We start from the raw sequence: 16,785 nt of genomic DNA on the forward strand, positions 1-16,785 counted from the left end.
TCCGATGCGAAACTATCTCAGACCAATGCGCGATGAAGCGGGCGTCCAAGCCTGGAAAATCGCCCCAATGAGGAGATTGAAAGCCATGACTGCTTCAGCCGAGAATGCCAAAAACGGACAAGCCATACACAAACCACCGGTCGTGTCGCCGCAGGCCTGGGAGGCGGCCCGCGCGAAACTGCTCGTGAAGGAAAAGGCTGAGACCCGCGCCCGCGACGCGCTGGCCGCCGAGCGCCGGCGCATGCCGTGGATGGTGGTGGAGAAGGCCTATGCGTTCGAAGGTCCTCAGGGCAAGGTCAGCCTGCTCGACCTGTTCGAAGGCAGACACCAGCTCATCCTCTACCGCGCCTTCTACGAGCCCGGCGTGTTCGGCTGGCCCGAGCATGCCTGCCGCGGCTGCTCGATGGTGGCCGATCAGGTCGCCCATGTCGCCCATCTCAACGCCCGCGACACGACGCTGGTCTTCGCCTCGCGCGCGCCGCAGGCCGACATTGCACGGCTGAAGGCGCGGATGGGCTGGACGATGCCGTGGGTGACGATCACCGACAGCTTCGACAAGGACTTCGGCGTCGACGAGTGGCACGGCACCAATGTGTTCTACCGCGACGGCGAGCGCATCTTCCGCACCTATTTCATCAACAACCGCGGCGACGAGCAGATGGGCGGCACCTGGAACTATCTCGACATCACGCCGCTCGGCCGCCAGGAAGTCTGGGAGGATTCGCCCAAAGGCTATCCGCAGACCCCGACCTATAAGTGGTGGAACTGGCACGACAGCTATATGCCAGACGCCGAGCCCGACAAGAAATGGGTCGAGGTCTCCGACGCTGGCGAGGCGGCGTTTCGGGCCGAGAGTGCAAACGAGAAACCGTAGGGTCGGTCCGGCCGTATCCTCCGTCCCGTCCAGGCAGGAGGGTACGGCGGTCCGTCTTAAAGTCTACTCAACCGCAAATCTCCCTTCATGACGACGCATCAGCAGGGCAGTTCGTGGCGCCGCTGATGCTTGCTCCGTGCCGTCGCCTCCCGCACCTTCTGCGCGCAAAATTTCACCGACATATCTCCTTACTGTCACGGAACCATGCTAGATTTCGCCCGATTTCCAGGGGAGGCGGGCATGGATACGGATTTTCGTGTGACCGGCAGGAATGCCGCTTCGCTTTTTGCGCTGACCATCCATCGCGGCGACGGCATGGTGCTGCTCGGCATGGACTGGAAGAACGGCCGGCCGCCGATCGATTTCGTCGGTTTCGCCGTCCAGTATCGTGAGCCGGGTACAGACTTCTTCAAGACGGTGCACAACCGCATCGGCTTTCCCGGCCAGCCGCTTCCCGAAGACGGCATCCGCACCACCGAGGCGCCGATCCAGAAGTTCCGCTGGGTGCATTTTCCCTTCAATGCCGATCTGCCCGGCAAGTTCACCTATCGCGTTACGCCAAAGTTTATGGGTGCCGCGGGCGCGCTGACCTCGGGCGAGGCGCAAGAGGCGGAGCTGGCGCTGATGCGCGAGACCATTCCCGGCAAGCTCAACGTCGCTTTCACCCGCGGCTTCGTCTCGTCGCAGGCCTTCGTGCGCAATTTTGCCGCCGATGAGCCGACGATCATCACCCTAGTGCCGCCGGATGGCGACCAGGGGCTGGACTTTGTGCCGACCCATGCCGATGCTCAGCGGGCGCTCGCCTGGATGGGCTTCGAGGCGCGGGCCGAAACGCTTGCGCTGCTGGATAGAGCGCGCGAGTCTGGCGCCGAGGTGCGCGCCATCGCCTATGACCTGAACCTGCCCGAGGTGGTCACCCGGCTGGAGGCGCTGGGGGACAAGCTCAAGATCATCATCGACGACAGCGACCGCACCGAGGGCCACGGGCGTCCGAATTCGCCGGAGACGAGGGCGGCGGAGCGGCTGATCGCCTCGGCGGGTGCTGCCAACGTCAAGCGCCAGCATATGGCCAACCTGCAGCATCAGAAATCGATCGCGGTCCGCGGCGGCATCTCGACCGTGCTCTACGGTTCGACCAATCTCAGCTGGCGCGGGCTCTATGTACAGTCGAACAACAGCCTCGCCGTCCACAGCGACAAGGCGATCGAGGATTATTTCACCGCCTTCGAGAGCTATTTCACTGCCAAACGCGCCGAGGATTTCCGCGATTCGCCAAGTTCCGCCGGCTGGATTGATCTCGGCCTCGACGGCGTCGACGCCAAGGTCGCTTTCTCCCCGCACAGCGATGCCAATGGCCGGCTCGACGAGATCGCAGCCGATATCGATACCGCAGAGTCCAGCGTGTTCTTCTCGCTCGCCTTTCTCGGCCAGATGACCAAGGGGGCGATCGGCCCGGCATTGGGGCGCGCCCTGGATCGCCCCGACATGCATGTGATGGGCATTGCCGATGCCGAGGTGCGGGCCGGCAATCTGGGCTTGGCCGTGCTCACTCCCGACAACCGTCGGCGGGTGGTGCGGGCATCGGCCCTGACCGGCAACGTGCCGCCGCCGTTTCTGACCGAGCCCTCGGGTCTTGCCGGTGTCGACGGCAACCAGCGCGGCACGCGCATGCACCACAAATTCGTCGTGCTCGACTTCGACAAGCCGACGGCGCGGGTCTATCTCGGCTCCTACAATTTCTCCGAACCCGCCGATGATGAGAACGGCGAGAACCTCGTCCTCGTCCGTGACCGGACGGTGGCGACCAGCTACATGATCGAGGCGCTCAGGATGTACGATCACTACATCTTCCGCGTCGCCTCCGAAGCAAATGACGGCGCCGCCCGCCCGCTGGAGCTCAAACGCCCGCCGCAGCCCGGCGGCACACCCTGGTTCGAGCGCGACTGGACCGACCCCATTCGCGCCCGCGACCGGGCGTTGTTTTCGCGGGCGGAGTAATGTTGCCGGTCACGACGGCCCTTGAACCTCAAGTGGCTGCCGCATGGCCGAAGCGCCGGGCCTGACGTCCAAAAGTCAAATTAATACCTCGCCGGTTGCCCAACATATTCTTCTCAGGGTGGAAACATTCAGGGCACGGTTGCGTTGTACCCGCTACCGGTAGTGCGCCTGACCGCCCGTCTATGAGGAGGCTTATTCATGAAGGTCATGATCGTCGAAGATGAGAATCTTATCGCTCTGGAACTCGAGCGCATTGCGCAAGAAGCCGGACACCAGACCATCGGACCGGTATCGACGGTGGAGCAGGCTCTCGCCCACGCTCAAAGAAGCGATGTCGCGCTCGTCGATCTCAGTCTCTCCGATGGGCTGAGCGGCGCCCTGCTGGCGCGTCGGCTGATCGACCGCCATGGGGTTGACGTCATCTTCGTGACCGGTAGTCCCGAGAATGTCGGTCACGGTATCGAAGGCGCGCTCGATGTGATCTCCAAGCCCTTCACCGACGAGCGGATCGCCAGCGCGCTCTCGCGGGTGGAGGAGCGACGTAAAAACTTCGACAGCAGCAAAACTGCTTTGTGAACAGCAGCAGCGCTGCGTGTTATAAGAAGGAAATCGACGTCGTCAGGCCGCTGCTGCCTGCCTGAGGAGATAGTCCGGATGAAACACGCGCTCATTGCCGTTCTCTTCGCTCTCTCGGCCTGCGCCAGCGCAAGGGGGCCGCAGCCTCTTCCAGGCAGCCTCACCTATGGCGGAAAGGTCCTGCATTCGCCCTATCGTCCGGGAACGGTGGTCAAGAATACCTTCCTTGGCGATTTCGGTTACCGTGTGTTCGAGACCTATGTCGTCCAGCCGGACGGGACGCTCAAGCTCACATCCCAGAGCACGGGGCCGGACTTCCTCTGGCAGTGAGGGGCTCCGCAATCCGCCTGGGCGCAAGGTGCGTGCGCTCCGATTATCTCAAGGCGTTGCGTATCTGCTTGCGCTTTTTCGTCCCTTCGCAATTGAATATTGCGCTGCAGTAAAGATCCCGTCTATACCGCAGGCATTCACCACGGACCCGGTGAGATCCCGGGTGGCTCTTCTGGCCGCCGATCCGCCAGACAACGCAAAACCCGCATGCCATCACGCGACCGCTCGACAGAGTGGGTCCGGCCATGCTTTGCGAGTCTCCTTCCTATGCTGCTTTCCTCCATCCGTCGTGATTGGTCGGCCAATCCCATGCGCGAAATGCTTGCCGGAGCGGTGGCGACCTTCGCCCTCATCCCCGAGGTGATTGCCTTTTCTTTTGCGGCGGGGGTTGACCCCGAGGTCGGCCTGTTCGCCTCTTTCGTCATCAGCATCGTCATTGCGTTTACCGGCGGACGCCCGGCGATGATCTCGGCCGCTGCCGGATCGGTGGCGCTGGTGGCGGCACCGCTGGTGCATGCTCACGGCTTGCCCTATCTCTTCGCGGCCGGGCTGCTGGCGGGGCTGCTGCAGATCGTGTTCGGCCTGCTGCGGCTTGGCGTGTTGATGCGCTTCGTGTCGAAATCCGTCCGCATCGGCTTCGTCAATGCACTCGCCATCCTGATCTTTGCGGCGCAGATGCCGCATATTGTCGGTGCCGGCTGGATGGAATATGCCATGCTGATTGTCGGGCTCGTCATCATTTACCTGACGCCGCGGATCACCACCGCGATCCCGTCGCCGCTGATCTGCATTCTGATCCTGACCGTCGCCTCGATAGCGCTCGGGCTTCCTATTCTCACCGTTGCCGACCTCGGCAAGCTCCCAGATTCGCTGCCCGTCTTCGCCTGGCCGGCCGTGCCGCTGACGCTGGAAACGCTTCGGATCATTGCAGGACCTGCGCTTGCCATTGCGATGGTCGGACTGCTGGAATCGATGATGACCGCGAGCGTCGTCGACGATCTCACGGATACGCCGAGTTCGAAGAACCGCGAATGCACCGGTCTCGGCCTCGCCAACGCCGCCGCCAGCCTGTTCGGCGGCATCGCCGGCTGCGGCATGATCGGCCAGACGGTGAGCAACGTGAAATATGGCGGGCGCGGCCGGCTCTCCACTTTGTTTGCCGGCGCGTTTTTGCTGATCCTGATGGTGCTCCTGAAGCCGTGGGTCTCCGAGGTTCCCGTCGCTGCGCTGGTGGCGATCATGGTCATGGTGTCGATCGATACGTTCGACTGGTCGTCACTGAGAGCGGTTGTCGTCCATCCCCGGATGTCGAGCGCCGTCATGGTGGCAACCGTCCTCGTCACCGTCTTCACCGCCAACCTGGCGCTTGGTGTAACGGTCGGCGTGCTGCTCAGCGGCGTGTTCTTCACCTTCAAGGTCGCCAGCCTGCTGCGCGTCGACGTGGCGCCCGATCAAGCCGCCGGGCGGCTGATCTATCGCGTGTCCGGCCAGGTGTTCTTTGCCTCCGCTGACGTCTTCGTCGAAGCCTTCGACGTTCAGGATGCACTCGGCAAGGCCGTATTGATCGACGTGTCCGACGCGCATTTCTGGGACATCACCGCCGTAGCCGCGCTCGACAAGGTCGTGCAGCGGTTCGCGGCTCACGGCATCGCCGTGGAGGTCGCGGGCCTCAACAAGGCGAGCGCGACCTTGATCGGAAGCCTCGACGGCAAGGTAGTGCTGAAGGAGGTGTGACGGCGCGAGGGCTACCGCGAGACGATCACGTAATCGTCGCTGTTGCCGGTTATCGCGTTCAGCCGTCTAACGGCCAGTTCGATGAACGCCTTGACCAAAGGCGGCAAGTGCCGGCTGCTGGGATAGACGCCATGCAGGCCGCCGGTCGGGGTGCCGGCGTCGGCGACGTGATCGATGTCTCCGACCAGTGATATTTGATGGAGGCGGATCGGCCGGCGCTCGCCTCATAGCCGCGTTGGAAAAGAGGCAGCAATAGCCAACCTCCCGGGATCATTGGCCTCGAGCCGAGGATCCACCCCATGGATCCCGCTTGTACAGTCGCCGGCGAACGCTATTGTTTGATCGAAGACCTGTGTCCTTGAGGGGGAGGCTTTAATGCCATCAAGTTTCAATGTCGAAAGTGCAGATGGTTACGAACGGCTGATGGGGCGCTGGAGCAGGCGGCTGGCGCCGATGCTCATCGATTTCGCTGGTCTCTCGGATGGCGAGCGCGTGCTTGATGTCGGCTGCGGCACCGGCAGCCTGGCGTTTACGCTGGCGGAAACGCCGGGCCTGCAGGAGATCGCCGCCGTCGACTATTCGCCGGTTTTCGTCGAGGCCGCAACGCGACGCAACACCGATCTGCGCGTAACGATCCGGCAGGCCGATGCCTGTGCGCTTCCCTTCGAGGACAACCGCTTCGACCGGGCGATGTCGCTGCTCGTGCTGCATTTCGTGCCGGAGGCGGGAAAGGCGGTATCCGAGATGCGTCGTGTGGTGCGCCCGGGTGGCGTGGTCGCGGCCGCCGTCTGGGACCATTATGGCGGCATGTCCGGCATGCGGATGATGTGGGATACGGTGGCGATGCTCGACGAGAACGCGCTGGCAATGCGCCGCAGATATTGCTTCCAGCCGATGATGCGGCCGGGGGAAATGAAGGAGAGCTTCATCGCGCAGGGCCTAGCCGAAGTCGAGGAGACCTCGCTGCTGATCCGGATGGAATATCTTTCCTTCGAGGATTATTGGGATCCGATCGCCGCCGGCGAGGGACCGCTCGGCAAATATGTTGCCGGTCTGGACCCGGCGAGGCGAAATGCCGTCGATGCCGCCGTCAGGGCCGCTTACGAGGCTGGCGAGCCGAATGGGCCGCGATCGTTCGCATCGGTGGCGTGGGCGTGCCGGGGCAGGGTGCCCGGATAGATTAGCGGGAGCGCCACCTTCTCTAAAACGAGAATCGTGCGCTTGCTCCCTCTTCTCCCCAGCGGGGAGAAGGTGGCCCGAAGGGTCGGATGAGGGGGCGGCACGGTACTACGTCATTGATTGCTCTTCGCTTTCTCGCGATCCATTGATTGCCCTTCGCTTGCGCTCAGTACATTCGCGGCTTAGCCGCTCACCCCCTCATCGCTGCCGGCACCGACCGGGGTCGAGCCACGGGTCTCGACCCATCCTTCGGACCCCCGCTGGGGAGAAAAGGCAGGCAGCGGGCCGCATGCGCCAACGTGAAAGGCAGGGTGCTGGAAGGTGTACGCCTTCCAATACGGCGCTGGAGGTGCCACCCGATCACGGCAATCGTGATGGAACACGGGCAGCATTGCTGACGTTATTGCCCGCTGTCTGCGACTGCAAACGCAGCCGCAACAGCATCACCCGCCCGGTTCGGGCACCCCTTCCGACGGCATCCGGAATTGCCCGCCTCGCCGCCGCTTTCGGACGGAGGAATATCAAATGTCCGCTTTGGAAAGCCTGCGCCGACTGACGCCGCAGCAGCGCAATGCCGTCATCGCCAGCTATCTCGGTTGGACGCTCGACGCCTTCGATTTCTTCATTCTCGTCTTCGTACTCAAATATATCGCCGAGGAATTCCACACCGACGTTCCCGCCGTCTCGGTGGCGATCTTCCTGACGCTCGCCATGCGGGCGCTCGGCGCGCTGGTCTTTGGGCTGGCGGCCGACCGTTACGGACGGCGCATCACGCTGATGGCGGACGTGCTGCTCTATTCGATATTCGAATTCCTGACCGGCATTTCCACCGGGCTCACCATGTTCCTCATCTTCCGCGCGCTCTACGGCATCGCCATGGGCGGCGAGTGGGGTGTGGGCGCTTCGCTTGTCATGGAGACGGTGCCGGAGGAGAGCCGCGGCATCGTCTCGGGCATTCTGCAGGCGGGCTATCCCTCGGGCTATCTCATCGCCTCGATCGTGTTCTTCCTGCTCTTTCCTGTGATCGGCTGGCGCGGCATGTTTTTCGTCGGCGCGCTGCCGGCGCTGCTGGTGCTCTATATCAGGCGCAATGTCGAGGAGAGCCCGGCCTTCCTGAAACGGCAGGCTACGGGGCGCCGGCCGTTCCTGACGGTGCTGCGCGAAAATATCCCGCTGTTCATCTGGTCGGTGCTGCTGATGACGGCGTTCAACTTCTTCAGCCACGGCACGCAGGATATCTACCCGACCTTCCTCGAGACGCAGCGCAACTATTCGAGCTATACGGTCGGCGCCATCGCCATCGTCTACAATATCGGGGCGATCTGCGGCGGGCTGTTCTTCGGGGCGCTGTCGCAGCGGATCGGCCGCAGACGGGCGATCGTCATCGCCGCCATGATCGCCGTGCCCGTCGCGCCGCTCTGGGCCTATGCGCCCAGGCCGGTGCTGCTCGCCATCGGCGCTTTCCTGATGCAGTTCTTCGTCCAGGGCGCCTGGGGCATCGTGCCGGTGCATCTGAACGAGTTGTCGCCGGATGAAGTGCGCGGCACCTTCCCCGGCTTTGCCTATCAGCTCGGCAACCTGCTGGCGTCGGGCAATGCGACGCTGCAGGCGGGGCTCGCCGCCCGCTGGGACGGCGACTATGCCTATGCGCTTTTGATCGTCGCAGCCGTGGTGGCGCTCGTCGTCGCGGCCCTCGCCGGCTTCGGCTACGAGAAGAAGGATGTCCGCTTCGGCACGGAGGAGGCTAGGGAAGCGCATGGCGCGATGCAAATCTAGCGCTGCCTGTGGCTATGGAGGCCGGCGGCGATGGCTGCCGGCCTTTTCTTGCGTACTGCCGCCAAGGCGACAGAGTCTTTCAGCTCTTCACCACCTTGCAGGCGCAGATGCGATCGTAAAAGGTCTGTCCTCGCCAAAAGATGAAGGGCAAGAACCACCAAATAAGGGCGGCTATACCCAGGATGATGTTGAACGTTGCGGCGCCTTTGTTCAAAAGTGTGTATCCGTCGCGAGACATGCGGAGCAGCACGTCGAAGTCTTCCGTGGGAAAGACTGGAAACAGCGAAAACGCAAAAGCGGCGGCGATGAAAAACAGATACGGGCTGAATTTCAGGATCTCCCGTCTAAACTCGGTGCCAAGGCCGGGGCTTTTACCATCGACGGATTGGACTCTCAGGCCGAGCAGCTTCTTTCCGATCGTGCGGCGGCCATTTGCGGAAAAATAGGCGAAGGCAAACGCGAGAAAGGCAATGTTGACGATGCCGGAGATCACGCTGGAATATACGAACACGGGTCCGATCACTGGATTGTCGTCCGCGTCGACAGGGATGGTCAGCCATTGGCCTGATGTCCCGTTGTCTGTTTGACGCGAGACGCCCGTCTGCAGGTATCTTTGTTTTTCCGAGCCGATTTGGCTGACTTCGCAGATCTGATTGATACGAACTTCTCCACTTCTCAGCGGCCATCCGGCGTCAATCCGCTTTGCAAGCTGATCCGGCAACTCTACGCCGCACTGTGTGTAACTCCAGCCGGGAAAGCGGAAGTCTAGGGGAAGAACTGTTGAAATACAGTAGACGGCTATGAGAATGGCGGCCTGAAAGATGATGATGTCGATGAGATAGGCCACGGCGCGTCGCCAGAAGTGGCGGGAAGGCAAAGTAGCGTATTGCGGCATCTGCGGTGTCGTGTCCATGTCACCCCCTATGTATCCGCGCAAGCTACTCCGGCAGGTTGATTCGTTTCAACATTAAGTGGAAAAATGCACGGTGTTTTTGAGAGAAGCGTCGTGCTCACGCTGAAGTCGAGTTCCGGTGCAATTTCTGCGCTGGGAAGGCGAACCGCCACGGACCTGCCTAATATCCGCATCGTCTCGGTGGCGTAAGGTCGCAACCGTGGGGCTTGCCGCCGGGTGGCGGCGTGCTAGGTAGGGGCTGCTGGTGTCTCCCCTGCCGGATCGGTTTTTCCCTTCGCAGCCTCGAGTTCTCCTATGCAATTTTCTCCCGCCGCCGTCTGGCCTATCGTCATGCTGTTTGCCTCCAACATCTTCATGACCTTTGGCTAGTGCGGGCATTTCAAGCATAAGAGCAGCGCCATCTTCCTCGCCATTATCGTCAGCTGGGATATCGCCTTCTTCGATATTGCTTGGCGGCGCCGGCGAACCGCATCGGGTCGGCGGTCGATACGACGGCGCAGCTGAGGACGATGCAGCAGGTGATCACGCTGACGTCTTATCCGGCTTCTCGATTTTCTGGCTCGGCGACAACCTGACTTGGAACCATGCGATCGGCTTTGCCCTGATTGCAATTGGTGCATCGTTCATCTTTCGTGCATAAACTTTAGCCTTTTCAATAGATTACAAATTGTCCATGTCTAGATATCGCCACATTTCCTACAGATTGGCGTCGCAATCGGCTGGCAGCCTGTCACCTCAAGCATTTCTGTTTTCTCCGAGTCAATGAAATGCTCTGACTTCTTGTTTGCGCAGTTCCGGACGCAAAACCGCGACGCATTTTTGCTGGAATTGCTTAGCGATGATGACGAGGTGAACGGCCATGAGCCTGTCTTTCCCGACGATGGCGGCGATCCGGTTCGGCTATGGTTTCCGGCCGGGCGAAGCGCCGCCCAGCAGTAGGGACGATCTCATCGGCCAGCTGCGCAAGGGGGCGGCGGCAACGCCGGACTTTCCTCTTCGCGGCCCGGACACGCGTCACCAGGCGATTCTCAGCCTGCAGGCGCAGTTGCAGCAGATCCGCCAGGACGCCAAGACGGTAACCGACGATGCAACGCAGCGCGAGATGCGCAAGGGGGTACAGCGGCAAGTGCAGCAGCAGTTCCAGCACGATGCGAACCTGCGGCTGATGCAGGCGGTGCTGTCGCCGTACGGCTTCTACGAGAGGCTTTCGACTTTCTGGACCGATCATTTCTCCACCAGCGCCAATAAGAGCCTGCCGATGCGCCTCATCGTGCCGCTCTACGAGGCCGAGGCGATCCGGCCATTCATATCAGGCAAGTTCGGCGATCTCCTGCGCAGCGCCACCGCCCATCCGGCCATGCTGATCTATCTGGACCAGGCGGATCTGCTCGGTCCGGATTCGGCCGGCGGCATGAAGCGCAACAAAGGGCTGAACGAAAATCTCGGCCGGGAACTGCTGGAGCTGCACACGCTTGGCGCCGGCAGCGGCTATACCCAGGCGGATGTGACCTCAGCAGCCATGGTGCTGACAGGCCTCACCATCGACCGCAAGGAGATGCACATCGCCTTCCGGCCGAACATTTCGGAGCCCGGCGCGCATGAGGTGCTGGGCGTCAGCTATGGCGGGCGCAGGCGCTCGCGCGACGATTATCTCGACATGCTCGACGATCTGGCGCTGCATCCGAAGACGGCGGCGCATATCAGCCGGAAGCTCGCGGTGCATTTCATCGCCGACCAGCCCGACGAGGGGATGGTGTCCGATATGGCCGAAGCCTGGAAGAAGACGGATGGCGACCTGACCGCCGTCTACACTGCGATGCTCGACGATCCCGCCGCTTGGCGCGACGAGGGCGCCAAGGCCCGCCAGCCTTTCGACTATGTCGTCACCGGCCTGAGGGCTTTGAATGCGGGACCGATCAACGGCATTGTCGGCAGTTTCCTGGCGGCCAACCAGCAGGGTACGGACGAGGGCGACATGGCGGCGAACACGCCTGGCATGGCAGGATCGCCGGTGCCGACGGACCCCGCCGGCGAGGCGAGGGAGAAGCGCCTCAAAGCCTTCCGAACGGCGCGTGCGCTGGGGCAGGACGCACTCAGGCGCATGGGGCAACCGACCTGGCTGCCGCCGAGCCCGGCCGGTTTCGAGGAAGGCTTCTCCGCCTGGATCACCGGCAGCCAGCTCGCCGAGCGGCTGGCCTGGGCGAGGCGGGCCGCAGCACAGTTCGGCCGGGACGAAGATCCGCGCGAATTCTTGAAATCGACACTTGCCGATGCGGCGCGCGACGAGACGATCCGCGTGGTATCGCAGGCGCCGAACAAGATCAGCGGGCTGACGCTGGTGCTGGCATCGCCCGAATTCAATCGCCGCTAGGAGGCTTTGTCCATGAACCGCATTTCGCTGTCCCGCCGCGGCTTTCTGGCCTCGGCCTGCTGTCTTGCCGCCGCGCCCGTCTTCACGCCGGTCATGTTCGCGGCAATGCCGGGTGACAACCGTTTCGTCACCATCGTGCTGCGCGGCGCGATGGACGGGCTGGATCTGGTGCAGCCCTATGGCGATGCCGGTTTCGCGGCGCTCAGGCCGACCCTGGCGCTGACGCCCGAGACCGGGCTTCTCGATCTCGACGGGCATTTCGGCCTCAATCCGGCGGCGGCCGAGCTGATGCCGCTGTGGAAGAACCGGGAACTCGCCTTCGTGCACGCGGTGTCGACGCCCTACCGCGACCAGCGCAGCCATTTCGACGGGCAGGACATGCTGGAATCCGGCGGCGGGCATGTCGCCGAGGAAAAGACCGGCTGGCTGAACCGGGCGCTCGCCGTCATCCCGCGCTCGGACGGGCGCAAGGCGATCGACATCAACACCTCGACGGAACTGATCCTCTCCGGGCCGAACAATGTCGACGTCTGGGCGTCGGATTCCAATCTGACGCCGGCGCGCGACGAGATGCAGTTCCTGGCCCGGCTCTATGCCGGCGATCCGCCGTTCGCCGAAGCGCTTGCCGAGGCGACGCGGGCCGACACCGCCTCGATGGTGGTCGAGCCGGAGGGCCAGCACGGCGCAAAGATCGCCGACGTGGCAGCGCTCGCCGGTAACATGCTGAAAGGCGATTATCGCATCGCCAGCTTCTCGATATCAGGCTGGGATACGCATATCGGCCAGGCCGGCCAGTTCAAGCGGCCAGTGCAGGACCTCGCCCAGGCGATCAATACGCTGAAGGCGACACTCGGGCCCGAGATCTGGTCGAAGACCGTGGTGCTTGCCGTGACCGAATTCGGCCGCACCGTGCGCCAGAACGGCTCAGCCGGCACCGACCACGGCACCGGCGGCTGCGCGCTGCTTGCCGGCGGCGCCATCAACGGCGGGCGCATCCTCGGCCGTTGGCCGGGGCTCAGTGACGGCCAGCTGCTCGACGACCGCGACCTGATGCCGACCGCCGACGTGCGCGAACTCGCCGCGGCAATGCTCTACCGGCAGTTCGATGTCAGCGCCGATGATTTGACGGGGAAGATCTTCCCGGGGCTGGGGTTTGACAAGGGGTCGCAGTTTTTGAAGGCGTGAGGAGTGGCTCGACGCCGCGAAGCGTGAGTGATCGGAGCGGTGAATCGATTGCGGGGCCGAACGCTCTGAGGGGGACGGAGCGTCGGGCGGCCGCCTGTACTTGGCGAGGCACAGCCTCTCCTCCGTCGTTCCTGTGACAGCACAGGAACGACGGAGGAGAGGCTGTGCGTCGCCGAGGAGCAAGCCGCTGCCCGGCCCTTCGCTTGGGCTCAGGGCGTTCGTTGCTGCAATCGATTCACTGGATCGATTGCTCGGGCTGCGCCCGACCGCAACTCACCCCAAAACATCATAAAGCCTGAAGATGAAGCTGACCTGGTAGATCAGGTTGGCGATGACGAAGGTGGCGTGGAAGCGGCGGTTGGGGGTCCAGGCGGCGATGGCGCAGAGGATGATGTAGATGATGTTGCGCGCGGGATATTCCCAGCCGAGCGCGAGGATGCGCTCATGGCCCTTGATCGCCGTGTCGAGAATATCGACGGCGTAGGTGAGGCCGAGGATGCCGAAGAACCATTTGCGCCGCGAGATGAAATATTCCTCGTAACCGCCATATTCGTCGAGCGAGGCGGGGAAGAGCAGGGCGCAAAGCAGGAAAAACAGGCTGCAGAAGCAGATCAGGAAGAGATAGATGCCAAAGCCGATCGCAGGCACGGCCTGCAGGCGATATTCCCACCACCAGATATGGATGATGAAGAGGAACATCGACAGCGCCCAGCCGAGATGGATGGCATAGACTTTCGCCTTGGCGGGATGCTGGACGATGCCGGCAAGGCCGGTGAGCACCCTGGCGAGCGAAAGGCTGATGACCATGCCCATCACCACCTTGATGTGAAGGAAGACCTCCGGCGAGCTGACAGTTTCCATGCTTTCGATCCTTGGCCTGTCACTCCTCGGCGACTTGCTTCGGTTTGCCCTCTTCGTCGAGCGCCACCATGATGAAGGTGCCAGCTGTGACCTTTTCCATCTTGGCGTAACGTGCGCGGTGCGCCCAGGCTTCGACGCAGAGCGTGATCGAGGTGCGGCCGACGCGGTCGATATCGGTATAGACCGACAACGTGTCGCCGATCTTGACCGGCAGTTCGAAGGCCATCTCCTTGACCGCGGCGGTGACGACACGACCCTTAGCGCGTTCGGCCGCACGGATGCCTGAGGCAAGGTCCATCTGCGCCATGACCCAGCCGCCGAAGATATCGCCAGCCGGATTGGCATCGCCGGGCATGGCAAGCGTCCTGAGCGTCAGTTCGCCTCTCGGCTTGGCGGCATCGGTCATCAAGGGTTCTCCATCTGATGCGGGCCATGGGCCGGCGATTCACTGAGGAGCACCCTAATGCAAAGGCCGTGGGCTGTAAAAGATGGCAAGGCGGAGCGCTGAAGGTAGCGGACGGGAAAAATGTTGCAGCCGTTGTGGATTGAAATTTCGTTTGATTTCAAACGGTTGATTTCTGCCGCTTTGGTCTGACCTTACGTTATTTAATAATCTTCTAATTAAGCTTTACGCTCCAGTAATTCCGGCAATTCAGAATGGGATTGATCTCACTTACAAGAATCGCTGGGAACCTCATGCGCAACGTCAAGATTTCCACCCGTCTTTACTGCCTCGTCGGATTCACGCTTGCCGTGCTCGCGGCTACGATGGTCTTCTTTCTGAACTATTCCTATTCCGAGCTGGAAGCGGAGCGGAAGGCGGGGCTGGCGCAAATGGATGCCACGGCGCTCGGCATCTTCGACAAATATTACAAGATGGAGCAGGCGGGTACGATGACCCGCGAACAGGCGCAGGCCGCCGCCAAGGACGTGATCGGCGCGATGCGCTACGGCGCAGACGGTTATTTCTGGATCAACGACATGCGTCCCACGATGGTGATGCACCCGATCAAGCCGCAGCTTGATGGTACCGATATCTCCCAGATGAAGGATCCGACCGGCAAGTTCCTGTTCGTCGAGTTTGTCAACAAGGTGAAGAAGGACGGCAAGGGCTTCGTCGATTATCTTTGGCCGAAGCCGGGCGCCGACCAGCCAGTGCTGAAATATTCCTATGTCGCCGGTTTCGAGCCCTGGGGCTGGATCGTCGGCACCGGTGTCTATGCGGATGACCTTGCCGCGCTCTATCGCCAGAACGCGATCTGGGCCGCACTGCTCTGCCTGCTTGGCGCCGCCGCGACAATCGCCATCGCCTATGCCATCGTGCGCAGCGTGACAGTGCCGATCGCGCGGCTGAAGGCGGCAATGAACGCGATTGCGGCCGAAGAAGCATCTGTGGAGATCGCCGGCAGCGACCGCCGCGACGAGATCGGCCAGATGGCCAAGGCGCTGCTGGTGCTGCGCGATTCCGTCGACGAGCGCAGGGCGCTGCGAGGGCGGGAAGACGAAAGGCAGCGCCAGATCGAAGAAGAGCGCCGCGGCAACGAGGCAAGTCTGCGTTCGGCCTCCGAGCGGCAAACCCAAGCGATGCAGGCGCTCGGCGTCGGGCTGGAGAAGCTTGCGGGCGGCGACCTGACGGTTGCGATCGGCGATATCGGCGAGGATTACGCCAAGCTGAGGGGCGATTTCAACGCCGCCGTCGACGCGCTGAACGGCGTGATCCATGCGATCGCCGAATCGAGTCATGTCGTCAACGAAAGTGCTTCCGACATCAGCGAGGCGACCGGCAATCTGTCGAAGCGTACGGAACAGCAGGCGGCCGCACTCGAAGAGACGGCGGCAGCGCTCGACGAGATCACCGCGACCGTCAAGACCGCATCCGAGCGCGCGAACGAGGCGCGCGAGATGGTGACTGAGACCAAGGCGAGCGCCGGAAAATCCGGCGAGATCGTCCGCAATGCGGTCACCGCGATGGGCCGGATCGAAGGATCCTCCAACCGCATCAGCCAGATCATCTCGGTCATCGACGAAATCGCCTTCCAGACCAACCTGCTGGCGCTGAATGCCGGCGTCGAGGCCGCCCGTGCCGGCGAGGCGGGCCGCGGCTTTGCCGTCGTCGCCCAGGAAGTGCGCGAACTTGCCCAGCGTTCCGCCAATGCAGCCAAGGAGATCAAGGCGCTTATCAGCCGCTCGGCGGCCGAAGTCGAGGGCGGCGTGGCGCTGGTGCGCTCGACCGGTGATGCGCTGCTGGAGATCGAGGCGCTGGTCAATCGGGTCAACGATCACGTCGCGTCGATCGCCACGGCGGCGCGCGAGCAGTCGACCGGGCTGAACGAGATCAATAGCTCCGTCAACCATATGGACCAGATGACACAGCAGAACGCCGCGATGGTCGAGGAAACGACGGCGGCAAGCCGCACGCTTGCCGACGAAAGCACCCAGCTGAAAACGCTACTCGCGAATTTCCGCCTGCGCGGCGGCGAACCTCAGGCCCAGCGTTACACGCGGGCTGCGTGAGACGTACTGACGGCCTGTCGGCGATGTCGAACGGCCCGCACTTCAATAAACCGCATAGGAAAAGAGCCGTCGCGACGGCTCTTTTTCGTTGAGCCGGTTACTCCTCTTTCGTCATGCTCGGGCTTGTCCCGAGCATCTGTCAGCTATGTATCAAGGCCGTACAACAAAGGCCGAGGATGACGGAGAAGAGGTAGGCGGACTTTGTCAGCATTCATAGTCGTTGCAGCTCTCCTCTATACTCGCTCCCGACTATTGACGATCGACCTTGGCGGCAATTCCAAGCTTTTCAGAGAACTATACGTTGCGGAAGTTCTTGGTAAAAAGAAGCATATTCAATCAGTAAGCGAATGTCGTTGCAATTATTCTGCTGACATGCTTCATTCAGGTTGTACTTGAGGGACGGGGCATTTCGAAGCTAGCGATAGCTACCGTAACGGAAGCCAACACAATTCTCCAATTTCTCTAAATATCCGA

General features: G+C 62.2%; 13 protein-coding genes, 2 pseudogenes and 1 other annotated feature. Of the genes and pseudogenes, 11 read left to right on the forward strand and 4 right to left on the reverse strand.

What is annotated here, in order from left to right; all coding sequences use genetic code 11:
• Positions 1-85: 85 nt before the first annotated feature.
• The 5 genes from ACS4RR_RS12155 to ACS4RR_RS12175 all read left to right on the forward strand — a co-directional run bounded on the left by ACS4RR_RS12155 (position 86) and on the right by ACS4RR_RS12175 (position 5,512).
• Positions 86-874 carry a DUF899 domain-containing protein gene (locus tag ACS4RR_RS12155; RefSeq protein ID WP_456188835.1) on the forward strand — a complete coding sequence of 263 codons (789 nt, stop codon included), beginning with the start codon at positions 86-88 and terminating at the stop codon, positions 872-874.
• A gap of 240 nt (positions 875-1,114) precedes the next feature.
• A complete protein-coding gene (locus ACS4RR_RS12160; RefSeq protein ID WP_456188836.1) occupies positions 1,115-2,872 on the forward strand; it encodes a phospholipase D-like domain-containing protein in 1,758 nt (585 codons plus the stop codon).
• A gap of 198 nt (positions 2,873-3,070) precedes the next feature.
• Positions 3,071-3,448 (forward strand): response regulator, encoded by a 378-nt coding sequence (locus ACS4RR_RS12165; RefSeq protein WP_456188837.1) that lies wholly within the window; start codon positions 3,071-3,073, stop codon positions 3,446-3,448.
• A 78-nt stretch (positions 3,449-3,526) separates the two neighbouring features.
• Positions 3,527-3,778: a hypothetical protein gene (locus ACS4RR_RS12170; RefSeq protein ID WP_456188838.1), complete on the forward strand. Its 252-nt coding sequence runs from the start codon at positions 3,527-3,529 to the stop codon at positions 3,776-3,778.
• 141 nt (positions 3,779-3,919) lie between these two features.
• Positions 3,920-3,975 (forward strand) — a sequence feature (sul1 is cis-regulatory element that is thought to sense ions involved in sulfur or methionine metabolism; They are found in Alphaproteobacteria).
• A gap of 70 nt (positions 3,976-4,045) precedes the next feature.
• The gene (locus tag ACS4RR_RS12175; RefSeq protein WP_456188839.1) at positions 4,046-5,512 is read left to right on the forward strand and encodes a SulP family inorganic anion transporter; all 1,467 of its coding nucleotides are present in this window, start codon (positions 4,046-4,048) and stop codon (positions 5,510-5,512) included.
• 11 nt (positions 5,513-5,523) lie between these two features.
• Here ACS4RR_RS12175 and ACS4RR_RS12180 read toward each other — a convergent pair.
• A pseudogene (locus ACS4RR_RS12180) lies at positions 5,524-5,664 on the reverse strand (LysR family transcriptional regulator); the annotation flags it as partial.
• 223 nt (positions 5,665-5,887) lie between these two features.
• Between ACS4RR_RS12180 and ACS4RR_RS12185 the strand changes: the two are divergent.
• Together ACS4RR_RS12185 and ACS4RR_RS12190 are read left to right on the forward strand one after the other, a co-directional pair.
• Complete coding sequence (locus ACS4RR_RS12185; RefSeq protein WP_456188840.1) at positions 5,888-6,691, forward strand: class I SAM-dependent methyltransferase; 804 nt, start codon at positions 5,888-5,890, stop codon at positions 6,689-6,691.
• Between the two features lie 525 nt (positions 6,692-7,216).
• Positions 7,217-8,467: an MFS transporter gene (locus tag ACS4RR_RS12190; protein WP_456188841.1), complete on the forward strand. Its 1,251-nt coding sequence runs from the start codon at positions 7,217-7,219 to the stop codon at positions 8,465-8,467.
• A 79-nt stretch (positions 8,468-8,546) separates the two neighbouring features.
• Here ACS4RR_RS12190 and ACS4RR_RS12195 read toward each other — a convergent pair whose 3' ends face one another.
• Positions 8,547-9,380, reverse strand: coding sequence for an RDD family protein (locus tag ACS4RR_RS12195; protein WP_222384146.1), 834 nt, complete (start codon positions 9,378-9,380; stop codon positions 8,547-8,549).
• A 294-nt stretch (positions 9,381-9,674) separates the two neighbouring features.
• Between ACS4RR_RS12195 and ACS4RR_RS12200 the strand changes: the two are divergent.
• The 3 genes and pseudogenes from ACS4RR_RS12200 (at position 9,675) to ACS4RR_RS12210 (ending at position 12,936) form a co-directional block, all read left to right on the forward strand.
• Positions 9,675-10,020, forward strand: a pseudogene (locus ACS4RR_RS12200) (DMT family protein).
• A 219-nt stretch (positions 10,021-10,239) separates the two neighbouring features.
• The gene (locus tag ACS4RR_RS12205) at positions 10,240-11,751 is read left to right on the forward strand and encodes a DUF1800 domain-containing protein (protein ID WP_456188842.1); all 1,512 of its coding nucleotides are present in this window, start codon (positions 10,240-10,242) and stop codon (positions 11,749-11,751) included.
• Positions 11,752-11,763: 12 nt separating this feature from the next.
• Positions 11,764-12,936 (forward strand): DUF1501 domain-containing protein, encoded by a 1,173-nt coding sequence (locus ACS4RR_RS12210; protein WP_456188843.1) that lies wholly within the window; start codon positions 11,764-11,766, stop codon positions 12,934-12,936.
• A 273-nt stretch (positions 12,937-13,209) separates the two neighbouring features.
• Here ACS4RR_RS12210 and ACS4RR_RS12215 read toward each other — a convergent pair whose 3' ends face one another.
• Both ACS4RR_RS12215 and ACS4RR_RS12220 read right to left on the reverse strand, forming a co-directional pair.
• Positions 13,210-13,797 (reverse strand): hypothetical protein, encoded by a 588-nt coding sequence (locus ACS4RR_RS12215; RefSeq protein ID WP_017964756.1) that lies wholly within the window; start codon positions 13,795-13,797, stop codon positions 13,210-13,212.
• A gap of 19 nt (positions 13,798-13,816) precedes the next feature.
• Positions 13,817-14,203, reverse strand: coding sequence for an acyl-CoA thioesterase (locus tag ACS4RR_RS12220; RefSeq protein ID WP_170262013.1), 387 nt, complete (start codon positions 14,201-14,203; stop codon positions 13,817-13,819).
• Between the two features lie 290 nt (positions 14,204-14,493).
• On the opposite strand from ACS4RR_RS12220, the gene ACS4RR_RS12225 reads away from it, so the two are divergent.
• Entirely contained in the window at positions 14,494-16,311 is a 1,818-nt protein-coding gene (locus ACS4RR_RS12225) for a methyl-accepting chemotaxis protein (RefSeq protein ID WP_456188844.1), read from the forward strand.
• The last annotated feature ends 474 nt before the right edge of the window (positions 16,312-16,785 follow it).

The sequence above is a fragment of the Rhizobium zaerense genome (genome assembly GCF_051810725.1).
Taxonomy (GTDB): domain Bacteria; phylum Pseudomonadota; class Alphaproteobacteria; order Rhizobiales; family Rhizobiaceae; genus Rhizobium; species Rhizobium leguminosarum_I.